At 66.6% G+C, this 21,719-nt stretch carries 20 protein-coding genes; 13 read left to right on the top strand and 7 right to left on the bottom strand.

Features of this window, described 5'->3' with window-relative positions; translation table 11 throughout:
* The coding region (locus VMJ11_RS10645; RefSeq protein WP_325619380.1) for a BON domain-containing protein at positions 1 to 287 on the bottom strand (287 nt) is incomplete at its 3' end.
* A gap of 340 nt (positions 288 to 627) precedes the next feature.
* Between VMJ11_RS10645 and VMJ11_RS10640 the strand changes: the two genes are divergently transcribed.
* Positions 628 to 2,175: an RNA polymerase factor sigma-54 gene (locus VMJ11_RS10640; RefSeq protein ID WP_325619379.1), complete on the top strand. Its 1,548-nt coding sequence runs from the start codon at positions 628 to 630 to the stop codon at positions 2,173 to 2,175.
* Between the two features lie 220 nt (positions 2,176 to 2,395).
* On the opposite strand, the gene VMJ11_RS10635 is transcribed toward VMJ11_RS10640, so the two are convergent.
* Positions 2,396 to 3,238, bottom strand: a complete 843-nt coding sequence (locus tag VMJ11_RS10635; protein ID WP_325619378.1) for a DUF72 domain-containing protein — start codon at positions 3,236 to 3,238, stop codon at positions 2,396 to 2,398.
* Between the two features lie 204 nt (positions 3,239 to 3,442).
* Between VMJ11_RS10635 and VMJ11_RS10630 the strand changes: the two genes are divergently transcribed.
* Positions 3,443 to 3,847, top strand: coding sequence for a transposase (locus tag VMJ11_RS10630; protein WP_325619377.1), 405 nt, complete (start codon positions 3,443 to 3,445; stop codon positions 3,845 to 3,847).
* Positions 3,848 to 3,911: 64 nt separating this feature from the next.
* On the opposite strand, the gene VMJ11_RS10625 is transcribed toward VMJ11_RS10630, so the two are convergent.
* Complete coding sequence (locus VMJ11_RS10625; RefSeq protein ID WP_414694362.1) at positions 3,912 to 5,603, bottom strand: AAA family ATPase; 1,692 nt, start codon at positions 5,601 to 5,603, stop codon at positions 3,912 to 3,914.
* A gap of 205 nt (positions 5,604 to 5,808) precedes the next feature.
* Here VMJ11_RS10625 and VMJ11_RS10620 point away from each other — a divergent pair, with 205 nt between their 5' ends.
* A complete protein-coding gene (locus VMJ11_RS10620) occupies positions 5,809 to 6,780 on the top strand; it encodes an acetyltransferase (RefSeq protein WP_325619376.1) in 972 nt (323 codons plus the stop codon).
* Positions 6,781 to 6,812: 32 nt separating this feature from the next.
* On the opposite strand, the gene VMJ11_RS10615 is transcribed toward VMJ11_RS10620, so the two are convergent.
* The gene (locus tag VMJ11_RS10615; RefSeq protein WP_325619375.1) at positions 6,813 to 9,248 is read right to left on the bottom strand and encodes a phosphoketolase family protein; all 2,436 of its coding nucleotides are present in this window, start codon (positions 9,246 to 9,248) and stop codon (positions 6,813 to 6,815) included.
* Positions 9,249 to 9,642: 394 nt separating this feature from the next.
* Here VMJ11_RS10615 and VMJ11_RS10610 point away from each other — a divergent pair, with 394 nt between their 5' ends.
* The 7 genes from VMJ11_RS10610 to VMJ11_RS10575 all read left to right on the top strand — a co-directional run bounded on the left by VMJ11_RS10610 (position 9,643) and on the right by VMJ11_RS10575 (position 15,192).
* On the top strand, positions 9,643 to 10,629 hold the full coding sequence (locus tag VMJ11_RS10610) for a zinc-dependent alcohol dehydrogenase family protein (protein WP_325619374.1): 987 nt from the start codon (positions 9,643 to 9,645) through the stop codon (positions 10,627 to 10,629).
* Between the two features lie 211 nt (positions 10,630 to 10,840).
* Entirely contained in the window at positions 10,841 to 11,302 is a 462-nt protein-coding gene (locus VMJ11_RS10605) for a universal stress protein (RefSeq protein ID WP_325619373.1), read from the top strand.
* 443 nt (positions 11,303 to 11,745) lie between these two features.
* Positions 11,746 to 12,246 (top strand): hypothetical protein, encoded by a 501-nt coding sequence (locus VMJ11_RS10600; protein ID WP_325619372.1) that lies wholly within the window; start codon positions 11,746 to 11,748, stop codon positions 12,244 to 12,246.
* A 391-nt stretch (positions 12,247 to 12,637) separates the two neighbouring features.
* Entirely contained in the window at positions 12,638 to 13,069 is a 432-nt protein-coding gene (locus tag VMJ11_RS10590) for an Hsp20/alpha crystallin family protein (RefSeq protein ID WP_325619371.1), read from the top strand.
* Positions 13,070 to 13,387: 318 nt separating this feature from the next.
* Entirely contained in the window at positions 13,388 to 13,600 is a 213-nt protein-coding gene (locus tag VMJ11_RS10585) for a hypothetical protein (RefSeq protein ID WP_325619370.1), read from the top strand.
* 188 nt (positions 13,601 to 13,788) lie between these two features.
* Complete coding sequence (locus tag VMJ11_RS10580) at positions 13,789 to 13,950, top strand: hypothetical protein (protein WP_325619369.1); 162 nt, start codon at positions 13,789 to 13,791, stop codon at positions 13,948 to 13,950.
* A gap of 252 nt (positions 13,951 to 14,202) precedes the next feature.
* On the top strand, positions 14,203 to 15,192 hold the full coding sequence (locus VMJ11_RS10575) for a hypothetical protein (protein WP_325619368.1): 990 nt from the start codon (positions 14,203 to 14,205) through the stop codon (positions 15,190 to 15,192).
* Positions 15,193 to 15,262: 70 nt separating this feature from the next.
* Here the strand turns inward: VMJ11_RS10575 and VMJ11_RS10570 are convergent, their stop codons facing one another.
* Positions 15,263 to 16,039, bottom strand: coding sequence for an SH3 domain-containing protein (locus VMJ11_RS10570; RefSeq protein WP_325619367.1), 777 nt, complete (start codon positions 16,037 to 16,039; stop codon positions 15,263 to 15,265).
* A gap of 275 nt (positions 16,040 to 16,314) precedes the next feature.
* Here VMJ11_RS10570 and VMJ11_RS10565 point away from each other — a divergent pair, with 275 nt between their 5' ends.
* Complete coding sequence (locus tag VMJ11_RS10565) at positions 16,315 to 17,637, top strand: TIGR00366 family protein (RefSeq protein ID WP_325619366.1); 1,323 nt, start codon at positions 16,315 to 16,317, stop codon at positions 17,635 to 17,637.
* Between the two features lie 51 nt (positions 17,638 to 17,688).
* Here the strand turns inward: VMJ11_RS10565 and VMJ11_RS10560 are convergent, their stop codons facing one another.
* Both VMJ11_RS10560 and VMJ11_RS10555 read right to left on the bottom strand, forming a co-directional pair.
* Positions 17,689 to 18,057: a DUF488 domain-containing protein gene (locus tag VMJ11_RS10560; RefSeq protein WP_325619365.1), complete on the bottom strand. Its 369-nt coding sequence runs from the start codon at positions 18,055 to 18,057 to the stop codon at positions 17,689 to 17,691.
* A 3-nt stretch (positions 18,058 to 18,060) separates the two neighbouring features.
* Positions 18,061 to 18,708, bottom strand: coding sequence for a uracil-DNA glycosylase family protein (locus tag VMJ11_RS10555; RefSeq protein ID WP_325619364.1), 648 nt, complete (start codon positions 18,706 to 18,708; stop codon positions 18,061 to 18,063).
* Positions 18,709 to 18,990: 282 nt separating this feature from the next.
* On the opposite strand from VMJ11_RS10555, the gene VMJ11_RS10550 reads away from it, so the two are divergent.
* Entirely contained in the window at positions 18,991 to 20,049 is a 1,059-nt protein-coding gene (locus VMJ11_RS10550) for a patatin-like phospholipase family protein (protein WP_325619363.1), read from the top strand.
* The gene (locus tag VMJ11_RS10545) at positions 20,046 to 21,548 is read left to right on the top strand and encodes a GntP family permease (RefSeq protein WP_325619362.1); all 1,503 of its coding nucleotides are present in this window, start codon (positions 20,046 to 20,048) and stop codon (positions 21,546 to 21,548) included. The genes VMJ11_RS10550 and VMJ11_RS10545 overlap by 4 nt, the downstream gene beginning before the upstream one ends.
* The last annotated feature ends 171 nt before the right edge of the window (positions 21,549 to 21,719 follow it).

The raw sequence follows: 21,719 nt of genomic DNA, 5'->3' as shown, positions 1-21,719 counted from the left end.
TCCACGACCTGCTTCGCGTTGTCGCGGTCTTCGGCGCTCGGCACCGTGCCCGTGAGCGAGACTACGCCGTTGTGGGTCTTCACGTGGATGTGCTCGGACTTCACGTTCTTCGCGGCAAGCAAGTCGGCCTTGACCTTCGTCGTGATGGCTGCGTCGTCGACGTGCTGGCCCATGCTTTCCGAACTGCCCGAGGGCGCGGTGCTGTTCGTCGTCTGCGCACCGGCGAGAAGTGCGAACGTCATGCAGGCGGCGCCGGCCGCGGTCTTGAGGATGAGGATGCGCTTCATGGCTACTCCCTTTCTGGTTGGGGTCGCTGCGTTTAGCGCAAGCTGCGTGCCGCGTCTTGCCCGTGTCGTCCCGCGCGTTTCCTCGAAACGCTGTTTGAAATCGCGAAAGCCACCCACTATGCGGGATGCCGGCGATGCCATCCGAGTCATCCCTCGCCACGCCGGAACTCGACACAATTTTTCCGCACGTTTGTAAAAAGCTCCATCGCGGGGTCGGAAAAGAGACTCGCGAAGTACGCTTTGCAAACCCCGATCCCGTTTCGAAACAGGGCGTTGTAAGAACTGGCATGGGTGTTGCGTGGAAGTGCGCACCATTCAATTCAAAACCAACGGGATCGCCATGCCTTCCATCGCGTTACACGCGCGCCAGCATCTGGCGCTCACGCCGCGCCTTCAACAGGCGGTGAGGCTGCTGCAACTGTCGTCGCTCGAATTCCAGCAGGAATTGCGCGAGGCGCTCGACACCAATCCGTTCCTCGAATACGTGCCTCCCACCTCGGAAACAGGCGAGGCCGCCGAAGCCGCCGACGGCGCGGCGGGTATTGGCGCCGCGGCCGCGGCCGCGCCAGAAGTCGCCACCATGGAGGCGGGGGGCGTGGGCGAAGCCAACCTCGATGCCGGCATGCCGCAGGACACGTCTTCCTACGCTGAATCCTCGTATGGCGAGACTGGCTACAGCGACGCGTCCTACGGGGACGAGGGCTCGGGCTACACCGCCGAGCTGCCCTCGCCGGGGGCGCTGCGCTCGTCGAACTATCGCGGCGGCGAGGACGGCGAGTCGGAGGCCTCCGACTGGGTGCGCGTGCCGATCTCGCTGCGCGAGCAGCTGCATGAGGCGCTGCGCCTTTCGCCGCTCGACGACCTCGACCGGGCAGCGACGCAGGTCGTGATCGAGGCGCTCGACGACGACGGCTATCTGCGCCAGGAGCTCTCCGACCTCGCCGATGTCGAAGGCATGGGCGACGAACTCGACGAGGACCGCCTGCGCGTCGGGCTGCGCGTGGTGCAGACGCTCGATCGTGCCGGTATCGGCGCGCGTTCGCTCTCCGAATGCCTCGCGCTGCAACTGGAGGCGATGCCGCACGACACGCCGCATCGCGAGCTTGCGATGCAGATCGTCACGCAGCACCTCGAGCGTCTCGCGCGCCGCGAGCACGGCGAACTGCAGCGGCAGCTCGGTTGCGATGCGTCTTCGCTGCAAGCCGCGATCGCGCTGGTGCGCCACCTCGATCCGAAGCCCGGCAACCACTACGGCCGTGCGGATGGCGGCTACGTGATTCCGGACGTGATCGTGCGTCAGGTGCGCGGCAAGTGGGTGGTAAGCGTGAACCCGGCCATCGAGCCGCGCGCGCGCATCCACAAGCTCTATGCGGAAATGTTCGCGCGCTCGGACCAGACGAGCCGCTCGCCGCTTGCGCAGCAACTGCAGGAAGCGCGCTGGCTGATTCGCAATGCGCACAAGCGCTGCGAGACGATCCTGCGCGTGGGCGAGTGCATCGTCGCGCGCCAGAAGGCGTTCTTCCAGTACGGCGAAATCGCGCTGCGTCCCATGTTGCTGCGCGATGTCGCCGACGAACTGGGTCTGCACGAGTCCACCGTCTCGCGCGCGACCGGCAACAAGTACATGGCCACGCCGCGCGGCATTTTCGAGTTCAAGCGCTTCTTCCCGCGCGAGCTGGAAACGCGCACGGGCGGTACGTGCTCGGCGGCGGCGGTGCGCGCGCTCATCAAGGAGATGATCGACGCCGAAGATCCGCGCGATCCGCTCTCGGACGTTGTGCTGACCCACGAACTCGAGAAGCAGGGCGTGCAGGTGGCGCGCCGCACGGTCACGAAGTATCGGCAAATGATGAAGCTGCCGGCCGCGGAGATGCGTCGCCAGGTTTGATGCGGCACGCGCCGTCGTTCTGGGCATTCGTTCCGTTTTTGTGCTGAAAGCCGGGGGGAATGTGCCCGGCGCGCGATGGGCGTCACGTGGCGTGCGGCCAGCAGGTTACGTGACGCGCGCCGCTTCCATGCTCACGCAGCCAGCCGCGGAAGACGGCGAAGGTGTCAGGAAGGGGACCGATGGCGCTTTTTCGGGGTGCAACGACTGATTGCATGCCGCGCTATGCCGTTGGCGCCTGGCTCGCGCCCAGGCGCTCGATCAATGCCATCGCTGCGGCTGGATTGCGTTCCTTGAACCCACTGATGACATACAGATAAACATCGCGGCCTGCCTTCGCGGCGAGCGGCTTTGCGTAGGTGGCGAGATCGTCGGGGGTGTCGCCGTGCGACCAGGCGAGCGCGCGCTCGACCCAGCGGTCCAGTTCGGCGGGGGCGTAGCCGAGCGGATGATGGTTCGCGGTGCCCATGATGCGCGCGTAGACGAATGGCGCGCTCGCATCGGCGATCAGCGGGTAGTCGGAGTCGCCGGACACGACGATCGCGGCCTTGCGTCTGCGTGCAAGCTCAACGAATTCCGGCGTGCAAAAGCTGTCATCGCGCACTTCGATCGCGTGGCGCAGCCGACGGCCGTCGGCTTCGTCGGGCAGCAGTTCGAGAAATCGGGCGTAGTCCTCGGGATCGAAGCGTCTGCCGGGCGCGAGCTGCCAGTTGATCGGCCCGAGCTTGTCGCGCAGGTTCAGCACGCCGCTCCCCAGAAAGCGCTCGATCGTTGGGCCCGCCTCGGCCAGCACGCGGCGATTCATCGCAAAGCGCGGGGCCTTCAACGAGAACACGAAATCCTCGGGCGTTTCGTCATGCCAGCGCGTGAAGCTCTCCGCACGCTGCGCGCCATAGTACGTGCTGTTGATTTCGAGGGTGGAGAGATGGCGGCTTGCGTACTCGAGCTCGCGGCGCTGCGCGAGCCCGTCGGGATAGAACGCGCCACGCCACGGCGCGTAGATCCAGCCGCCGATGCCAACGCGTATCCGGCCCCGCCGGGCTTTAGAACTGGGGGAGGGCGCCATCGGGAATCCGCAATCGTTGCCACGATGGCGCAGTGTAGCGCAACGCTCTGCGCGCTCCTCGGCTGCGGTGCCGACGCGCAAGTTGCGAGACACACAAGTCTTTACTCAGGGGGGGAGGCATTTTCAGCATTGTCTTATATTCTCTCGCGCGTCGTGAGGTTACTTTAGTCAAGTTGTGTCGGATAACCTTACATGGATCATCAGATGTCTTCCCGCATTTCCTCGGAACTCACAGATGCGCAGTGGTGCAGCATCGAGCCGATATTTCACGAAGTCCGCATCGATGGTCGCCGTCGTGGGCGCCCCGCACACGACCCTCGGCTCGTCTTCGCCGGCATCCTTTGGGTGTTGGCCACTGGTGCGGTCTGGTCAAAGATGCCTGCGTGCTACCCCGATTTCCGCACCTGCCATCGGCGTTTCAAGCTTTGGTTCGACTCGGGCCTCATCCATCACGCCATGGAACGCCTGTACGGCGAGCAAGGGCTCGCCCTATGCAACGCCATGGCCGCGCGCATGCAGCCGTGGCGCGCGCCCGCTGGCCGCAAGCCGCACTTTCCGGTAGCGTCAACGCTGCGCTGGCCGCTCGTGCGGCCGTTCGCCGAGCGCTGAGCGCTTAGCGCCAGGCGAGCCCGGTGCACTACGCCGTCGGATCATGAATCCGCGGGCTGGAACGTCAAATCTCACCATCCTCCGCGTGCATGCGCCCGAACAGCGGCGTCCACCATTGTGCGCGCGAGAAGGCTTCAATCGGAACGTCGGTGTTGAGATCGACGGTGCGCTGCCGCTCGTGCGCATCGAGAGGATCCGCTTGCGCGAGCTGCGCGGCAAGCACGTCGGCGCCCGCATCGGAGGCGCTGCGCGGGCCCTGCTTGCGGGCGTTGACACGTTCGACGAGCCGCGCCTCAGGGGCGTGAAAATTCAAAATCAGCATCGGCCGGTTCAGTTCGCGCGCGAGCGATGCGAAGCGCGCACGATGCTCGGCCTTCAGAAACGTTGCATCGACGAGCGCCGTGTAGCCCGCATTCAGCACGTCGCGTACATGCGCGACGAGACGCTCGTAATGTGCGTCGAGTGCGGCTTGCGTGTAGGCGCTTGCCGGCAGTGCGTCCAGCGCCGGCGCCGCGAATGGCTCGCGGCGCTTGCGCTCGAGATCGCTCGATACGCGGATTGCCCCGCTGAGCTCGGCTAGCGCACGGCTCGCCACGGATTTGCCAGAGCCCGAAAAGCCGTGGCATAGCAAAAGCCACGGCGAGGGCGCGCTCATGGCGCGTGCCTCGGTTGCCGCCAGAGTGAGGTAGCGCGAGAAGTGGCCTTCGCGGGCGCTCGCGTCGGCCCGCTCCGGCGGCCCTGCCTTGAGCAGCGCCACGAGTGCCCGCACCAGCGCGCGATAGGCAACATAAAGCCGCAGCGCCACGAGCCCTGCAAAATCGCCCGTCGCTTCGAGGTAGCGATCGAGCAGACGGTGCGCATGCTGCGCCTGAGCATGAGCGTGCAGGTCCATCAGCAGGAACGCCAGATCGCAGGTCACGTCGATCCACCGCAGCGCCTCGCTAAACTCGATGCAGTCGAACATCAACGCATGCCGGCCATGCCGCACGATATTGTCGAGGTGCAGGTCGCCGTGGCAGGCGCGCACGAAGCCGTGCTCGCGGCGGCCGTCGAGGTGCGCCGCGAGCCTCGCGAGTTCGCGTTCGAAGATCGAACGCAATCTAGCGGTCCGCACAGCCGCCGCCGTGCGCGGATCCGCCTCGAGCGGCCCTAGCGCCGCGAGCACCTGCTCACGCACGAGCGCCGCCGAGCCGAAGCGCGCCGCAGGCGCCAGCGGACCGCGCCCGGCACGGCGCGCATGCCGATGGCTTTCGGCGAGCTTCGTTGCGGCCGCATCGATGTCGGCTGTGCCCAGTTCGCCGTGCGCGAGCAGGTTCGAGAACAGCAGCCGCTGGTCGAAGCGTCGCATACGGACCGCGTAATCGATTACGCCTGTGTTGCCGCGTCCAGCAGGGCGCGCGCGCCTTTGAACGCCGCGCCGAAGCCCACAGCGCCGGCCATCAAGAAACAGCTCGCCTATATCGCAATAAATCGATCCCGCGAACGGCGCATTCAGACGAATCTCAGCTTCACAGCACCGGCGGCGTGCATCGAGCCGCACGAAATCGACGAAGCCGAAATCGACGGGCTTCATGAGCTTGTATGCATACCGCCCGGCAAGATAGACCACGGAGATGTGCGTCTCGATGCGCACGATGCGCCCGGCCGGGTGCGCATAGGTGCAGGCGCGCGAGAGCGCGGCGTCCACCATGCGGCCGTGTCGGCGCGCGGCGCGCTGACGGTTGAAGGCGTGACGGGAGAGTGGGGTGTCGGACATCGGCGTGATTAGCGTGGGAATTCAGGGCAATGGGGGTACGGCGTCCTGTCCGAACCGGCACACGAGCGTGCGTCGGCAGCCTGTTGCGCCGCGTGGAACGCTTTGATCGAAACGGCTTGCACCAGCATTGGCATATTGCACCTTTTGTGCAATCCGGCGAGGCTGAGTGATACTGTGAAGTTCAACCAAACGGAATCCAGGAGCCATGGCGCATTTCGACGTATTCAACGGAGACGCAGACGGCATCTGCGCGCTGCATCAGTTGCGGCTCGCAAGGCCTCGGGAAGCGACACTCATCACGGGCGTGAAGCGCGACATCGCACTCGTCGAACGCGTGCCCGCCGGGCTCGGCGACTCGCTCACGGTACTCGACATCTCGTTCGACGTGAACCGCGCCGCGCTCACGGCTTTGCTCGCGAAGGGCGTCGACGTCGAATTTTTCGACCATCATCACGCGGGCGAGCTGCCGGTGTGCCTGAATCTCGTCGCGCATATCGACACCACGGCGCAGGTGTGCACGAGCGTGCTCGTCGACCGCCACCTCGCCGGCCGCTACCGGCCGTGGGCGATCGCGGCGGCCTGGGGCGACAATCTGCCCGATACGGCGCGCGCGCTGGCGCAACAGGCCGGGCTCGACGCCGGGCAGGTCGAGCAACTGCGCGAGCTTGGCGAGGCGATCAACTACAACGCCTACGGCGACAGTGTCGAAGACCTCGTGATCGCGCCGCTCGATCTGTACGCACTGTTGAAGCCCTATGCGAGCCCGTTCGACTTCATCGCGGCGGAGCCGGTCGTCGCGCAGCTTGCGCATTGCCGTCACGAAGATCTCGAACTGGCCCAGGCCATTGCGCCGCTCATCGCGCTGCAGTACGGCAGCGTCTGTGTGCTGCCCGACGAGCCGTGGGCGCGCCGCGTGCGCGGCGCGTTCGCCAACGCCCTCGCCAACGAAGAGCCTTCGCGCGCCCACGCGGTGCTGAGCGTGAATGCCGACGGCAACTATGCGGTCAGCGTGCGCGCGCCGCTCGCGCAGCCACGCGGCGCGGACGAACTCTGCCGCGCCTTCCCCGGCGGAAACGGCCGGGTCGGCGCCGCGGGCATCGACTGCCTCGACTCGAAGCGGCTCGACGCGTTCGTCACCGCGTTCGCCCGCGTATTCGGCCGCGCCAAGCCGGCTTGAGCGCAGTCGGCGCCGGGCCGGCCTGAGCTTGCCTACGCTGTTTCGCCGCCGCCCTGCGCGCGGCGTGCTCCCGGCCAGCGCCAGTTGCGGATTTCGGGCATGTCGTCGCCGTACTCGTCCACGTAGCGGCGGTGCGCGGCGAGCTTGTCGTGCAGCGTCTGGCGCAGGTGTGCGGCCCGCTGCGCGAGTCCATCCACGCGGTCGATCACGGCTTCGCACAGGTGGAAGCGGTCGAGGCGGTTCACCACGGTCATGTCGAACGGCGTGGTCGTCGTGCCTTCCTCGATGAAGCCGTGCACATGGATGTTCGCGTGATTCGCGCGCCGGTAGGTGAGCCGGTGGATCAGCGACGGATAGCTATGGTGCGCGAAGATCACCGGCCGGTCGGTGGTGAAGAGGGCGTTGAAGTCGGCGTCCGGCAGGCCGTGCGGATGGCGGTCGGCGGGTTCCAGCGTCATCAGGTCCACCACGTTCACCACGCGCACCTTGAGGTCGGGCAGGCAGGTGCGCAGCAGATCGACGGCCGCGAGCGTTTCCAGCGTCGGCACGTCGCCGGCGCAGGCCATCACCACGTCGGGCTTGCCGCCGTCGTCGTTGCTCGCCCATTGCCAGATGCCGATGCCGTCCGCGCAATGGCGGATGGCCGCGTCCATGTCGAGCCATTGCGCCTGCGGCTGCTTGCCCGCCACGATGATGTTGATGCGATTCCACGTGCGCAACACGTGGTCGGTCACGGCCAGCAGCGTGTTGGCGTCGGGCGGCAGGTACACGCGCACCGTGTCCGACTTCTTGTTCACCGCGTAGTCGATGAAACCCGGGTCCTGATGGCTGAAGCCATTGTGGTCCTGGCGCCAGACGTGCGAGGTGAGCAGATAGTTGAGCGAGGGGAGCGGGCGCCGCCACGGAATCTCGCGGATCACCTTCAGCCACTTCGCATGCTGGTTGAACATCGAATCGATGATGTGGATGAACGCCTCGTAGCACGACATGAAGCCGTGCCGGCCCGTGAGCAGATAGCCTTCGAGCCAGCCCTGGCAGGTGTGCTCCGAGAGTATTTCCATGACGCGGCCGTTGGCGGCGAGCTGGATGTCGTCGGGCGTGAGCTCGGCGAGCCAGGTGCGCGCGGTCACGTCGAACACGTCGCTCCAGCGGTTCGAGGCGGTCTCGTCGGGGCCGAAGATGCGGAAGTTGCGCGTGGGCTCGTTCACCCGCATCACTTCGCGCAGGAACGCGCCCATCACGCGCGTCGCCTCGGCGTCCACCTGCCCCGGCGCGGGCACCTCCACCGCGTGGCGCTCGAACGCGGGCACGCGCAGCTCGCGCACTCGCCCGCCGCCGTTCGAGCGCGGGTTCGCGCTCATGCGCTTTTCGCCCTGCGGCGCGAGCGCGGCGATGTTGGGCACGAGTCGGCCCTGCGCGTCGAAGAGCTCCTCGGGCTGGTAGCTGCGCATCCAGCTTTCGAGCAGCGCGAGATGCCCAGGCTTCGCGATGTTCGCGAGCGGCACCTGGTGCGAGCGCCACGAGCCTTCGGTCTTGAGGCCATCGACCGTTTTCGGGCCGGTCCAGCCCTTCGGCGTGCGCATCACGATCATCGGCCAGCGCGGGCGCCGATAGCCGGGCGGCAGGTTGCCGTTCTCATCGGCGAGTTCGCGCGCGGACTTCTGGATGCGTGCAATCTCGTCGAATGCCGTGTCGAGCGCGGCGGCCATCAGGCGATGCGCGGCGTCCGGTTCCTCCGCTTCCACGAAAATCGGCTCGTGGCCATAGCCCTTCATGAGCGAGGCGAGCTCGTCGTCGCCGATGCGAGCGAGCACCGTCGGCCCCGCGATCTTGTAGCCGTTCAGGTGAAGGATGGGCAGCACGGCGCCATCGGTGGCCGGATTGAGAAACTTGTTCGAGTGCCAGGCGGTGGCGAGCGGGCCGGTTTCGGCTTCGCCGTCGCCGACCACGCAGGCGACGATCAGGTCCGGGTTGTCGAACACCGCGCCGTAGGCGTGCGAGAGCGCGTAGCCCAGCTCTCCGCCTTCGTGGATCGAGCCGGGCGTTTGTGGTGCGACATGGCTCGGAATGCCGCCCGGAAAGCTGAACTGCTTGAAGAGCACGGCCATGCCTTCCTCGTCCTGCGGCACGTTCGGCCAGGTCTCGCTGTAGGTGCCTTCGAGCCAGGTGTTCGCGACGACGGCCGGCCCACCGTGCCCCGGACCCGCGAGAAACAGCACGTCGAGATCGCGCTCGTTGATGACGCGGTTCAGGTGCGTGTAAAGGAAGTTGAGCCCCGGCGTCGTGCCCCAGTGGCCGAGCAGGCGCGGCTTCACGTGCGCGAGCTGCAGCGGCTCGCGCAGCAGCGGGTTGGCGAGCAGATAGATCTGGCCGACCGAGAGATAGTTGGCCGCGCGCCACCAGGCGTCCATGCGGCGCAGCAGGTCGTCGGAGAGCGGTCGGTGGGCGGGGGTGTCGGTTGCGTTCATGCGGGGCTCCGGTTGCGCGGCGGCGGAAGGCGGACCGAGGTGGGCACGGGATGCCGCGCGCAGCGATGCGCGCGGCGTGCGCGTTGTGCGTGCGTACGAACCCGTGCATCGCCTGGCGACGGGGCCTCGTGGTCCTGAAGGAATCGTCTTATGTTGCCACGATCACGCGGTGCACCACGCCAGCATGTCCCGCGGCTTTGCGCAGCATTCGCTGCGCTTGCACGCTGGCGCGCGTGGCGCGCGGCATCGCCGCGGCGGCGGCTTGGCCGGCCGGCCGGCCGGCGCAAGCGTGGCGCTGCCCGACGCGCAGCGCGCCACGGGCCGGCCGACCGCGTAACATGCTCTATGACGGTCGATGCGGCGCGTGGGCCGCGTCCAGGCGAGGAGCAAAGCAATGCGAGCGATGGTGTTCGACGGCGAGAATCCGCGACTACGTGAAGCCGAGCTGCCCGACCCGACGCCAGGCGCGGGCGAGCTATTGATCGACGTCCGCGCGTGCGGCGTGTGCCGCACCGATCTTCATGTGGTCGACCGCGATCTCGATCACCCGAAGAAGCCGCTCATTCCCGGACACGAGATCGTCGGCACGGTCGCCGCACTCGGGCCAGGGGTGACGGGCTTCGCGCTCGGCGACCGCGTGGGCGTGCCGTGGCTCGGCCATACCTGCGGACATTGCCGCTTCTGCATCAACGGGCGCGAGAATCTGTGCGACGCGCCCGGCTTCACCGGCTACACGATCGACGGCGGCTATGCCACGCGCACCGTCGCCGACGCGCGGTACTGCTTTCATCTACCGCGTCAATACAGCGACATCGAGGCCGCACCGCTGCTGTGCGCGGGGCTCATCGGCTATCGCTCGCTCGCGATGGCGGGCGATGCGGCGCGCATCGGCATCTACGGCTTCGGTGCGGCGGCGCATATCGTCGCGCAGGTCGCGCGTCACCAGGGACGCACGGTCTACGCATTCACGCGCCCCGGCGATACCGCGGCGCAGCAATTCGCACGGCGGCTTGGCGCCGCATGGGCCGGAGGCAGCGACGAGCACGCGCCCGAGGCGCTCGATGCCGCGTTGCTGTTCGCGCCGGTCGGCGCGCTGGTGCCCGCTGCGCTGCGCGCGCTGACGAAGGGCGGCACGGTCGTGTGCGGTGGCATTCACATGAGCGACATTCCCTCGTTCCCTTATGCGTGGCTGTGGGAGGAGCGGCGCATCGTGTCGGTGGCGAACCTCACGCGGGAGGACGGCGCGACCTTCATGGCGATCGCCGCGCGCAACAAGCTCGAAATCGAGACCACGGCGTATCCGCTCGCGCGCGCCAATGAGGCGCTGGCCGACCTGCGCGAAGGGAGGCTTACCGGCGCGGCGGTGCTGACGATGGATTGAGCGCCCCGCCGGCTTTGGGGAGGCGAAGACAGCGTGGCGACAACCGGTCGCACAGGCAAAATGCGCATCCGCACCCAAATGCGCTACAAAGAATTCTAGATAGCGTGCCCCATCGCCGGGGCGCGCTCGACGCAACGGCCGGCAGGCCACCGCGTGCAACGCGCGCGCGGTGCGCTGCCGAGCATCATGGGCGAGGCCCGGGAGGTCCACGATGTACAAGCAAATTCTCGTAGCGGTCGATGGCAGTCGCAGCGGCCGGCGCGCGCTCGACGAGGCCGTGAAGATTGCAAAGGCGACAGGCGCCACGGTCGAGGCGCTTTGCGTCGTGCGGCACCCGGCGCGGCTCGTGGACGTGAGTTCGGGCTTTGCCGAGGAGCAGGCGCGTAGCTCGGCCGAAAACGACGCGGCGACGGCGGCGCTGGACGAAGCAAGAGCCGTGTTCGCGCAGGCGCAGGTGTCCGGCTCCACGCGCGCGGCGGACGCGAGCGGGGAGGAGATTGCCGCGGTGATCTCACGGATTGCCGCCGAGGAAGGCGCGGATCTCGTCGTCATGGGTACGCGCGGCTTGTCGGGCGTGAAGCGCCTGTTGCTCGGCAGCGTGGCGGAGGCGTTCCTGCGCGTGGCGGACCGGCCGGTCATGCTGGTGCGCGACGAAGAAGCGCCGGCCGCCTGATCTGGGTGCCCCGTTTCAACGGCCGGTCAGCCTGAACGCTCAGCCGGCCGCGAAACGCTTGCGTGGGTGTTCTTGCCCGTGCTGGTTTTCGCCGCGCCTGTGCGCGTGCGGCCACGAATTCCCGGCGTGCTCCATCATTTGTCCCAAAATATATGCTGTGGCAACGCTGGTCTTGAGCTTCCGCGCATTAACTATCTCGAATAGTGACATCGATCAAGCTGCGCGTAGGCTATTCGTCACGCGAAAGCCCGTGTTCCTGCCTATGATGTTGGTTTGAGCCAACTGTCTCGCGGACGCGCCGCACTTCCGAAGCATCCCGCCCCCTCGCTGCGCGTGAAGCGCTTTCGTCTTGCTCGCCGTTACCTGCGTCCGTCAGCTTCCCGATCGTAGCAAAACGCAACTGGCTGCGCGCCGGGTGCAAGCAAAAATGGAGGAGTTTGACCATGGTTACCGCTTCTCATCCCTCGTTCGATACGTATCGCGCCAACACCACGGCCGCGCTGCGATTGCTCGTCGGCCAACAGCACTGGCGCGAGCAAATGCTGAAACTGGAGCAGCGCCGGCTCGAACGCGACCGTGAGGCCCTCGAGGGCATGCTTGAATCGCTGCGCACCGCACGCGACTGGACCGATTTCGCGATCGCCACGCAGTCGGTCTGGCGCGATTATTTCGGCACGAGCACAGCGCTCTGGCAGGAGGGCTTCGCTGCGGCGATGCAGGATGCGAGCACGTGGTCCGAGACTGCACGCGAGCTGGCGCAGCAATGGCAGGACGCCTGCGGGGGCGCGAGGCCTGGCGCGTCCAATGCTCCGGGCGCGCTGCCGATGCGCGAATGGATGAACGCCTTCGAGCGCGCAGTGAACGGAGCCGCGCATCCGGGCAAGTCGCCGGGCTCGCGCACGGGCGATGGTCAGGCCGCCAGCGAAAGCCGGCATGGCCACTGAGCGTGATGTCTTCGTGACGGGCGGCATGGGCGGTCCTCGTGCGGCGATCAGCCGGCGCCTGCATGACGCGTGCGTGGCCGTCGCGGTTTCGTGCCCGGCGGCGAGCGCGCGAGCCGATGCCTGGCTTGTGACCGAACACTTGGCGGCTCGTCACTCATATTTTTTCGCATGAGGTAAACACGGGCCTTGCAATTGCGCTGGGCGCCAGCATGTTGGGACGGTGAGCGGCATCGAGTGCGCGGCGAGAGCGGCGCGCGGCGATGGCGGCGATTCTCCATCGGCGGCCGCAACCGGGCATTGCGCACTGGCGATAGCCGATGAGGAATTAAGGAGTCCGTTGCATTTTGACGCATGCGCGGACACGGGAAACACTCGGTCCATGGAGGCATCAATGAGCAATATCTCGCGTTACGATCCGTTTTTGCTGGAAGGCGTGCCCGATCTGTTTCAAGGGCTGTTTCGTCCGCTGCGCGCGACGGGCGGCGCCGAGGGGCAGGCGGGTGGCATTCGCATCGACGTGACGGAAGATGAAGGCGGCTACACGGTGAAGGCCGAATTGCCCGGTGTCGAGAAGAACGATATCGACGTGAAGATCGAGGGCAATCTCGTCTCGATTGCGGCAAAGATCGAGCGCGCCAGCGAGTTGAAGGAAGGCGAGCGCGTCGTGCGCCGCGAACGGTATTCGGGGAACGTGAGCCGCGCATTCACGCTTGGAGCCGAGATCGACGATGGCAAGGCGGGTGCGCAGTACAAGGACGGCGTGCTGACGCTCGTACTGCCGAAGAAGGGTGCGGGCGCTGGCAAGCGCCTCGAAATCAATTAAGGCCAAAGCGGCCGCGAGTGGCGGTGCGCAGACTGCAGATCTTGCAGCCGCGCGCCGTATTTTGTTGCCTGATGTATCAACCGTGTCGCGTTGTACGCGGTGCTGCGGAGTGTTCTTTCATCCGTCAGTAACATAGCGAAACATGGCTGTAGCGAAACTGTACGATTGAGTCGCTATGCTGGGCAACATTGTGGTCGACCGTCCTTTGGGCGTCGGGTCGCACCAGGTGCTGAAGCGCCAGGTGCGACCGACCGCCTTTGGGCATGGGGCCGCACTGAGCGCGAAAGCGCTGAATGCGGTCGACAAAGGAGAGACTCGATGCTCAGCCACCACGAACTAGCGACGTTGCTGCTGATCCGTGATGCGAACGCGCCCATACAGACACTCGATTCCGATTTTCTGGCGCTTCAGCGCTACCGCCTCGTCGAGATGGACGAAGCGGGCAGCGACCCCACATTGCGCCTCACCACGCGCGGTCATGAACTGCTGCGGCGTCTCACACATGACGAAGGCGATAGGCGAGACGTTTGAAACCGGCTGGGCTACCCCAACATGGGGCGAGTACGAATCTCGTGCGTCAAAGGACGTCGCGCGGGATGTCAAGCGCGTTTTATCGCGCGCTACGCCCGTTACATGCGTGTAATACGGCGCGGCAAACTCTGCGGTACAGTGCTGGCTTTTTGGTTCATCCCACGCTGTTCTCACGTAAGAGTCGATCCATGAACGCCGTTTTCAAGCCTGTTGCCCGCCTGTTTGCCCTGATTTCCTGTGCCGCGCTGTTCGCGCCGCTCGCTGCCGTCGCCGCACCGCATCATCACGAGGTGTGTCATATCGAGCACGTTCATCACCATGCGGAGCGTGTCTGCCATCACGTGCGCTGATCGCGAGGCTGCCGCAGGAAATGCCGCACTTCGGTGCGGCTTTTCTTTATGGATATTTATTCGGAATCCGAAATAAAAATGAGAAAAATTTGCCGAACTGTGTTGTAACGAACTGAAAGAGCGCGCATACACAAAAAATACTACAGTCCAGTATGCTCAGTCGTCCGGTGAAAACGCCTGGATCGCAGTGGGCCTCGTCCTTTGCACGCGCTCCTGGCTCAACATCTGAACGTCGAGGCGCGAGCGCACATAATGAAGAGAACCCCGTCGCTAGCTGCATCCAGCGTCGTTGCCTGCGTTTTCGCCATAGCTTCGGGGCCGGCTCGCGCGCAGGAGTTCGCGCTCTATATGGGGCCGCTCAGGAGCGGCGCCGATCCTTCGTATTCGTGGCAGATGGATTACACGGAAGGCTTCGGCAAGTATTTCGCCGCCAGCATTTCGTGGTTGAACGAAGGCCATATTCCAGACCATCATCGCGACGGGCAGGCCATCCAGGGGTGGGCACGCCTGCCACTCGCGCAGCGTCGCTTCGTGTTCGCACTGGGCGTCGGACCGTATCGCTATTTCGACACCGAAGCCGCGTCGGCGGGTGAAGGCTATGACAATACGCACGGCTGGGGCGTCGTTTACAGCGCGCGCGCCACGTGGTATTCCACGCATCGCTGGACGGCGAACCTGCAGCTCAATCGCGTGCAGGTCACGCGCGGTCCCTCGACGACGGCGGTCATGCTCGGCGTCGGCTATCAGCTCGACGCGCCCGACACACCGGGACCGCGCGATTTCGCCTTGCCGCGCACGCAGAAGGTCACGAACAACGAGATCACGCTCATGGCGGGCGCAACGATCCTCAACAGCCTCGAATCGCAGACTTCGGTGGCTGAGGCAATCGAGTATCGCCGCGGCATTAACTCCTTTCTCGATGCCACCTTGGGCTACTTGCACGAGGGCAACGGCATTTCGGCGCGGCGCGACGGCGCGACGGCGCAGCTCTGGCTCACACGTGCGTTCTTCGACAACCGTTTCACGCTGGGTTTCGGCGCAGGCCTTTACGCGGCGATCCATCACGGCGAGCACCCCGACGAGCGCGAGACCGGCGACGGCATACTGTCTGGGCTCATCTCCGTCTCGGCTTCGTATCGCTTCACGCAACATTGGGCTGCGCGCGTCACCTGGAATCGCGTGGTCACGCGCTATAGCCGCGATACGGACGTGATCCTGGGCGGTATCGGCTATCGCTTTTGAATTGCGGTGCGGCGCGAGCTGGGCACGCCGCGCGTGAAGCACGCGCGGGCGTGCAGCCTGGCCGAGGTCGTCAACCGCCCGGCGGCGGACGACCACCGCCGCCACCACCACCGCCGCCGCCGCCGCCACCGCCACCGCCACCGCCACCGCCACCGCCTCCCGGCGGAGGGTGATTGCCACCACCTGGCGGGCGCCCACCGCCTTGTCCGTGCGGCGGGCCGCCGCCCTGGCCCGGTGGTCGTGCACCGCCCTGGCCAGGCGGCCGCGGGCCGCTGTTGCCATGTCCCGCGCCGGGCGGCCGGTTGCCCGGCCCTGCGTTGTGCGGCGGTCCTCCCGGCCCGGTGTGGGGCGGGCGGTAGCCGCCGTGAGCGGGCGGGCGACCCGGGCCATACGCGGGCGGGTGGGGACGGATGGGCGGCGGCGGCACCGGCTTCGGCCCGGGGTGCCGGTACCAGTGCGCCTGATTGGAGTACCACGGCCGGTCGCGGTAATAGCTACCCCAGTACGTGCCGAGCGAGAACGCCACGATAGGCAGGCCTATGGTTGCACCGTAGGTCATCACCGGCACGCGCTGGCCTTGCCACGGAGAACTGATGTAACTGCCGAATACCCAGCCGCGCAATCCGGGCAGGCTCACGTCGCACCAGCTGAAGCCGGAAACGCAGCCCATCACCATCAACGACACGCCGGCCGGAACCTGGGCGACGACGGGAAAGTCGGCGGCGGGGCCGGCGTACAGGTTGACGATCTGATTGGTATAGGCCTGGGACTGGGCGAGCGCAGGCGGCAAAGCCGCGAACGTTCCGGCCAGACCGGCGAATACGACGCTGACGAACTGCTTACGCATCGCTGCTTCCCCCGGGTGGAGCACCCGCATGTTTATTGACCAGGCAGTCGCAACGGTAGCAGATAAGCTTTTAGGGCGCGTTTCGGCCTGTAACGGTTCATTTCGCGCCACGCGGCGCAAGCGGGCAAAACGGAACAGGCCGGCGAGACGGCGCGCCGGACGGATTGCCCGCGTCGCGCACGCACTGCGCCGGCATGTGCAAAAATCGCCGCCTCGGTACGCGACGATGAGAACAAGCGGCCGATTCCGTATCAGCAGACGAGGAGCAGATCACCGTGATTCAACGCATTTCCAGTTTCTTCACCGGCGTAGTGCATCGCATATTGCCGGACCCGCTTATCTTCGCCATTCTTCTGACCGTCGTGACGTTCGTGCTGGCCTTTGCGCTCACGCCGCAGCCGCCCGAAGCGCTCGTGCTGATGTGGGGCTCCGGCTTCTGGAATCTGCTCGCGTTCGCGATGCAAATGGTCCTGATTCTCGTGACCGGCCACGCGCTGGCGAGCTCGGCGCCGGTCAAGCGCATGTTGGTCGCGCTGGCGAGCTGTGCGCGCACGCCGGGACAGGGCGTGATGCTCGTGGCGTTCGTGGCGGCGATTGCCTGCGCGATCAACTGGGGCTTCGGCCTCGTGCTCGGCGCGATGTTCTCGCGCGAAGTGGCGCGGCGCGTGCGCGGCGCGGACTACCGCCTGCTGGTCGCCGCCGCGTACATGGGCTTTCTCACGTGGCACGGCGGGCTCTCCGGTTCGGTGCCGCTCGTCGCGGCGACGAAGGGTAACCCCATGGAGAAGGCCGTTGGCCTGATTCCGGTCTCGCAAACCATCTTCACGGGCTATAACGCGTTCATCACGATCGGCCTGATCGTGCTGCTGCCCATCCTCGTGCGCCTCATGATGCCGAAGCCCGAGGACGTCGTGTCGGTCGATCCGGCACTACTCGAAGATCCGCCGAGCGTCGAGCGCAAGCTTGGACCCGATGCGACCTTCGCCGAGCGCATCGAGGAAAGCCGCGCGCTCTCCCTGCTGGTGGCGGCGCTGTGCGTCGTGTTCCTTGGCCTGCGGTTTCATGCCAAGGGCTTCGCGCTCGACATCGACACCGTGAACCTCGTATTTCTCGCGGCGGGGATCGTGCTGCACAAGACGCCGATGGCCTATGCGCGCGCCGTGGCGGGGGCCGCGCGGGGCGCCTCGGGCATCATGATCCAGTTCCCGTTCTACGCGGGCATTCAGGCGCTGATGGACCACTCGGGTCTTGCGGGCGTCATCACGAAGTGGTTCGTCGACATCGCGAACGTGCACACGTTCCCGCTGCTCGTGTTCCTGAGTTCGGCGCTGATCAACTTCGCCGTGCCCTCGGGGGGCGGCCACTGGGTCGTGCAGGGGCCGTTCGTGATGCCGGCGGCGCAGGCGCTCGGCGCGGATCTCGGCAAATCGGCGATGGCGATCGCCTACGGCGAAGCATGGACCAACATGGCGCAACCGTTCTGGGCGCTGCCGGCGCTTGCGATCGCGGGCCTCGGCGTGCGCGACATCATGGGCTACTGCGTGACGACGTTGCTCTTCTCGGGCGTGGTGTTCGTCGCGGGAATGTATCTGTTCTGAGCGCAGAGAGCGTGGCGGCGCGCCCGGCTGCGAAGGCCGGGCGGCGCCTGCTCACTTGCGCCGCAGCTTCTTCGCCAGATAGTCGCGCAGCACGATGGCGTGATTGTGCTCCGTATCTTGCGAGCCATAGAGCAGCATGATCGGGCCCTCGGCGGCAGCCTCGGCGAGCGGTTGCCAGGCCGCGGGATTCGCGTCGAGTTCGACCAGATAGCGCTGCCGGAATTCGTCCCACTGCGAGAGGTCCTTGTGGTACCACTGACGCAGCTCCGTGCTCGGCGCCGCGTCCTTCACCCAGGCCACGTTTGCGAGCGCCTCCTTGCGCTTGCCGCGCGGCCACAGCCGGTCGACCAGAAAGCAGGTGTGCCCGTCCTCGGGGAGCGGCTCGTAGACGCGCTGGATGTCGATTGCCGGTTTTGTCATCGTCTAGTCCTTCTGCGTGGATTGTGCTTCTCGCGCAAGGCGTGGCGTGGGCGTCAGTAATGCCCCCACGCGTTCCTGCAAGGCCGGCAGCACGTCGTGCTCGAACCACGGGTGGCGCTGGAACCACGCCTGATTGCGTGGCGACGGATGCGGCAGCGGCACATAGTCGGGTGCGTACTCCCGCCACGCCGCGACGGTTTCGGTGAGCGATCCCTTGCGCCGGCTGCGGAGAAACCAGCGCTGGGCATACTGGCCGACCAGCAGCGTGAGGCGCACGTCCGCCAGCTGTTCAAGGAGCCGCGCGTGCCACAGCGGCGCGCATTCGGGGCGCGGAGGGTTGTCGCCTCCGCTGCCGCGGCCCGGGTAGCAGAATCCCATTGGCACGAGCGCCACGTGCGCGGCGTCGTAGAACGTCGCGCTGTCGATGCCGAGCCACGCGCGCAGGCGCTTGCCGCTCGCGTCGTCCCAGGGGACGCCCGAGGCATGGACCTTCGAGCCCGGCGCCTGGCCGACGATCAAAAGGCGCGCTGTCGCGCTCGCCTGCAGCACCGGGCGCGGGCCGAGCGGCAGCGTATCGGCGCAGACGCGGCAGGCGCGGATTTCCGTGAGCAGAGAGGGGAGCGGTCCACGGAGCGGGCGGGTGTGCGGCACGGTATGGCAGGTGAATGGGTTGGGGGACCCAGTCTACCAGCGGACATGACTGCATACATGACTGCAGACATGCCGACCGGCGCCCGGCGAGCACTGGCACGCTGATGCGGCGCAGGCTCGCCAAAGCCCGCCTAAGCGGCCACTATGCGGGCACCTAATCGGGCACCGAATCGGGTACCTAAGTGGCCACCTAAGCGGGCGATTGCGCGCCGCGTCATTTCGACGAAGCGCTTTGCGCTTTTCCTGTAACCTCGGCGGTGGTCGATCTCCAACGGAGCTGCGATGGCCGCCGAAGCTGACACGTCAACCCTCACGGCCCGTACCGAGCCATTGCTCGTCGATCTTGCGCTGCAAGGCGGCGGCTCGCATGGTGCGTACACATGGGGCGTACTGGACCGCCTGCTCGAAGAGCCCTGGTTGCAGATCGAAGGCATTTCGGGCACCTCGGCGGGCGCGATGAACGCGGCCGTGCTCGCGAGTGGCCATGCGCACGGCGGCGCGGTCGGCGCGCGCGAGGCGCTGGAGCGTTTCTGGCACCGCGTGGCCGAGGCGGCGCGCTTCAGTCCGTTCCGGCGCGGCCTCTTCGACGTGATGCTCGGGCGCTGGACGCTCGACCACTCGCCCCTGTTCGTCGCGCTCGACATGATGGCGCGCCTCGTTTCGCCGTACGACATGAATCCGGGCAGCGTGAACCCCCTGCGGACGATCCTTGCCGACACCATCGATTTCGACGCGCTGCGCAATTCGCGTATCAAGCTCTTCGTCACGGCCACGCGTGTCGCCAACGGCCAGGCGCGCGTGTTCCGCAATGCCGATTTGACGCCTGACGCCCTGCTCGCATCGGCCTGCCTGCCCACGCTGTTCCAGGCCGTCGAAATCGACGGGGATGCCTACTGGGACGGCGGCTACGCGGGCAACCCAACGGTCACGCCGCTCGTGCGCGAGACCGATGCGATCGACGCGATCCTCGTGCAGGTGAATCCCGTCGAACGAGCGGGCACGCCGCGCTCGGCACGCGAAATCATCAACCGGCTGAACGAGATCGCGTTCAATGCCCCCCTCATCAAGGAGCTGCGCATGATGGCGCTACTGCACAAGGTGGCCGACGCCGGCACCGAGGAGGGGCGCCGCTGGGCGCACATGCGCCTGCATCGCGTGCACAGCCCGAAGCTCGCGACGCTCGGCTCGTCGTCCAAGCTCAATGCCGAGTGGGCGTTCATCGCCATGTTGCGCGACGAAGGTCGAAGCACGGCCGATGCATTCCTCGCCCAGCACGGCGCACAGCTTGGCGTCGAATCGACGTTCGATTTCGAAGCCTTGCTCGAAGGGGTGCTGCAATGAGCGCGGGCACGCTGTTGCTCGGACTCGGGGGCATGCTCGCGAGCCTCGCGCTCCTGATCTGGCTCGCATACCGCGGCTGGAGCGTGCTGCTGCTTGCACCGCTGTGCGCGATGCTGGCTGCGCTCGTTTCCGGCGAGCCCGTGCTCGCGCACTGGACGCAAACTTTCATGTCGAGCACGGGCCGCTTTCTCGCGCAGTTCTTCCCGCTGTTCCTGCTCGGCTCGCTGTTCGGCAAGCTGATGGAGGACAGCGGCTCGGTGGACGCCGTCGCGCGCCTCATGATCGACAAGCTCGGCAATCGGCACGCGCTCGTGGCCGTGGTGCTGGGCGGCGCGCTCGTCACGTATGGCGGCGTGAGCCTGTTCGTGGCGTTCTTCGTGCTCGCGCCGATGGCACAGGCGCTCTTTCGTTCCGCCAACATTCCGCGCCGCCTGATGCCGGCTGCGATCATGCTCGGCACGGCGACCTTCACGATGTCGGCGCTGCCCGGCACGCCCGCGCTGCAAAACGCGATTCCGATGCCGTTCTTCGGCACGACGCCGTTCGCAGCGCCGGGCCTCGGCGTGATCGCGACTTGCGTGATCGCGGGCTTCGGCCTGTGGTGGCTCGGGCGTGCGGCGGCAGCGGCGCGGCGCAACGGCGAGGGCTTCGTCGAGCCGGCTGACGGCGGCGCCGACGACGCATCGCGCGGCAAGTCCGAGCTCGTGCGCGAACGCGCGACACTCTCCCAGACCTTCGACCCGGCCGAGATCGACAGGGGCGCCGTTTTTCCCGAAGGCACATCGAACCAGGTCGGGCCGCCGCCGCCGTTGGTCGCGCTCGCGCCGCTCGTGGTCGTGGTGGCGATGAACTTCGTGATGAACGTCGTGGTGTTTCCGCGCATCGACGCTTCCTACCTCGCCGAGTCGCGCTGGGGCGCCACCACGCTTTCGGCGGTGGCGGGCGTGTGGGGCGTTTCGGTGGCGCTCGCGCTCGGCATCATCGTGCTGGTGGCGCTGAACCGGCAGCGGCTTGGCGCGGTGCGCGAGAGCTTCGATGCCGGCGCCAACGCCTCGGTGCTGCCGGTGCTGAGCGTGGGCAGCCTCGTTGGCTACGGCGCGGTGATCGCGGCACTGCCCGCGTTCGAGGTCGTGCGCGACTGGGTGCTTGGCATCGGCGGCGGCCCGCTCGTCTCGCTCGCGGTGGCCACCAACCTGCTTTCCGGCCTCACGGGCTCGGCCTCGGGCGGGCTCACCATCGCGCTCGACGCGCTGGGCGAAACCTACATGCAGCTCGCGGCCCAGCAAAATATCGATCCCGCGTTACTGCACCGCGTTGCCGTGATGTCGGCGGGCACGCTCGACAGCCTGCCGCACAACGGCGCCGTAGTCACGCTGATGGCCGTGTGCGGCTCGACGCACCGCGAGAGCTACGGCGACCTCGTGGTGGTGAGCATCGTCGGCGCGATTATTGCGCTCGCCGTGGTGATCGTGCTCGGTTCGCTGTTCGGGAGCTTTTGAGGTCGCGCGTTGTGTGGGATTGGAGGGGGCAGAGTAAGCGCTAAGGCGCTTACTCTGGTCGACCGCCTCAAAGGGCATGGGACCAGAGTAAGCGCTAAAGCGCTAACTCTGGTCGACCGCCTCAAAAGGCATGGGACCAGAGTAAGCGCTAAAGCGCTAACTCTGGTCGAC

This window comes from Paraburkholderia sp., from assembly GCF_035501035.1.
In the GTDB taxonomy this organism is placed as follows: domain Bacteria; phylum Pseudomonadota; class Gammaproteobacteria; order Burkholderiales; family Burkholderiaceae; genus Paraburkholderia.
Note: the sequence above shows the minus strand (reverse complement) of the source record. Positions and strands in the feature narration are given on the sequence as shown.

Coding starts and splice junctions, on each gene's coding strand:
- VMJ11_RS10625 (WP_414694362.1), bottom strand. CDS start 5,603: ATGTCCGACACCCCACTCTCCCGTCACGCCTTCAACCGTCAGCGCGCC.
- VMJ11_RS10610 (WP_325619374.1), top strand. CDS start 9,643: ATGCGAGCGATGGTGTTCGACGGCGAGAATCCGCGACTACGTGAAGCC.
- VMJ11_RS10605 (WP_325619373.1), top strand. CDS start 10,841: ATGTACAAGCAAATTCTCGTAGCGGTCGATGGCAGTCGCAGCGGCCGG.
- VMJ11_RS10560 (WP_325619365.1), bottom strand. CDS start 18,057: ATGACAAAACCGGCAATCGACATCCAGCGCGTCTACGAGCCGCTCCCC.
- VMJ11_RS10575 (WP_325619368.1), top strand. CDS start 14,203: ATGAAGAGAACCCCGTCGCTAGCTGCATCCAGCGTCGTTGCCTGCGTT.
- VMJ11_RS10545 (WP_325619362.1), top strand. CDS start 20,046: ATGAGCGCGGGCACGCTGTTGCTCGGACTCGGGGGCATGCTCGCGAGC.
- VMJ11_RS10615 (WP_325619375.1), bottom strand. CDS start 9,248: ATGAACGCAACCGACACCCCCGCCCACCGACCGCTCTCCGACGACCTG.
- VMJ11_RS10550 (WP_325619363.1), top strand. CDS start 18,991: ATGGCCGCCGAAGCTGACACGTCAACCCTCACGGCCCGTACCGAGCCA.
- VMJ11_RS10570 (WP_325619367.1), bottom strand. CDS start 16,039: ATGCGTAAGCAGTTCGTCAGCGTCGTATTCGCCGGTCTGGCCGGAACG.
- VMJ11_RS10600 (WP_325619372.1), top strand. CDS start 11,746: ATGGTTACCGCTTCTCATCCCTCGTTCGATACGTATCGCGCCAACACC.
- VMJ11_RS10620 (WP_325619376.1), top strand. CDS start 5,809: ATGGCGCATTTCGACGTATTCAACGGAGACGCAGACGGCATCTGCGCG.
- VMJ11_RS10635 (WP_325619378.1), bottom strand. CDS start 3,238: ATGGCGCCCTCCCCCAGTTCTAAAGCCCGGCGGGGCCGGATACGCGTT.
- VMJ11_RS10630 (WP_325619377.1), top strand. CDS start 3,443: ATGTCTTCCCGCATTTCCTCGGAACTCACAGATGCGCAGTGGTGCAGC.
- VMJ11_RS10580 (WP_325619369.1), top strand. CDS start 13,789: ATGAACGCCGTTTTCAAGCCTGTTGCCCGCCTGTTTGCCCTGATTTCC.
- VMJ11_RS10585 (WP_325619370.1), top strand. CDS start 13,388: ATGCTCAGCCACCACGAACTAGCGACGTTGCTGCTGATCCGTGATGCG.
- VMJ11_RS10640 (WP_325619379.1), top strand. CDS start 628: ATGCCTTCCATCGCGTTACACGCGCGCCAGCATCTGGCGCTCACGCCG.
- VMJ11_RS10590 (WP_325619371.1), top strand. CDS start 12,638: ATGAGCAATATCTCGCGTTACGATCCGTTTTTGCTGGAAGGCGTGCCC.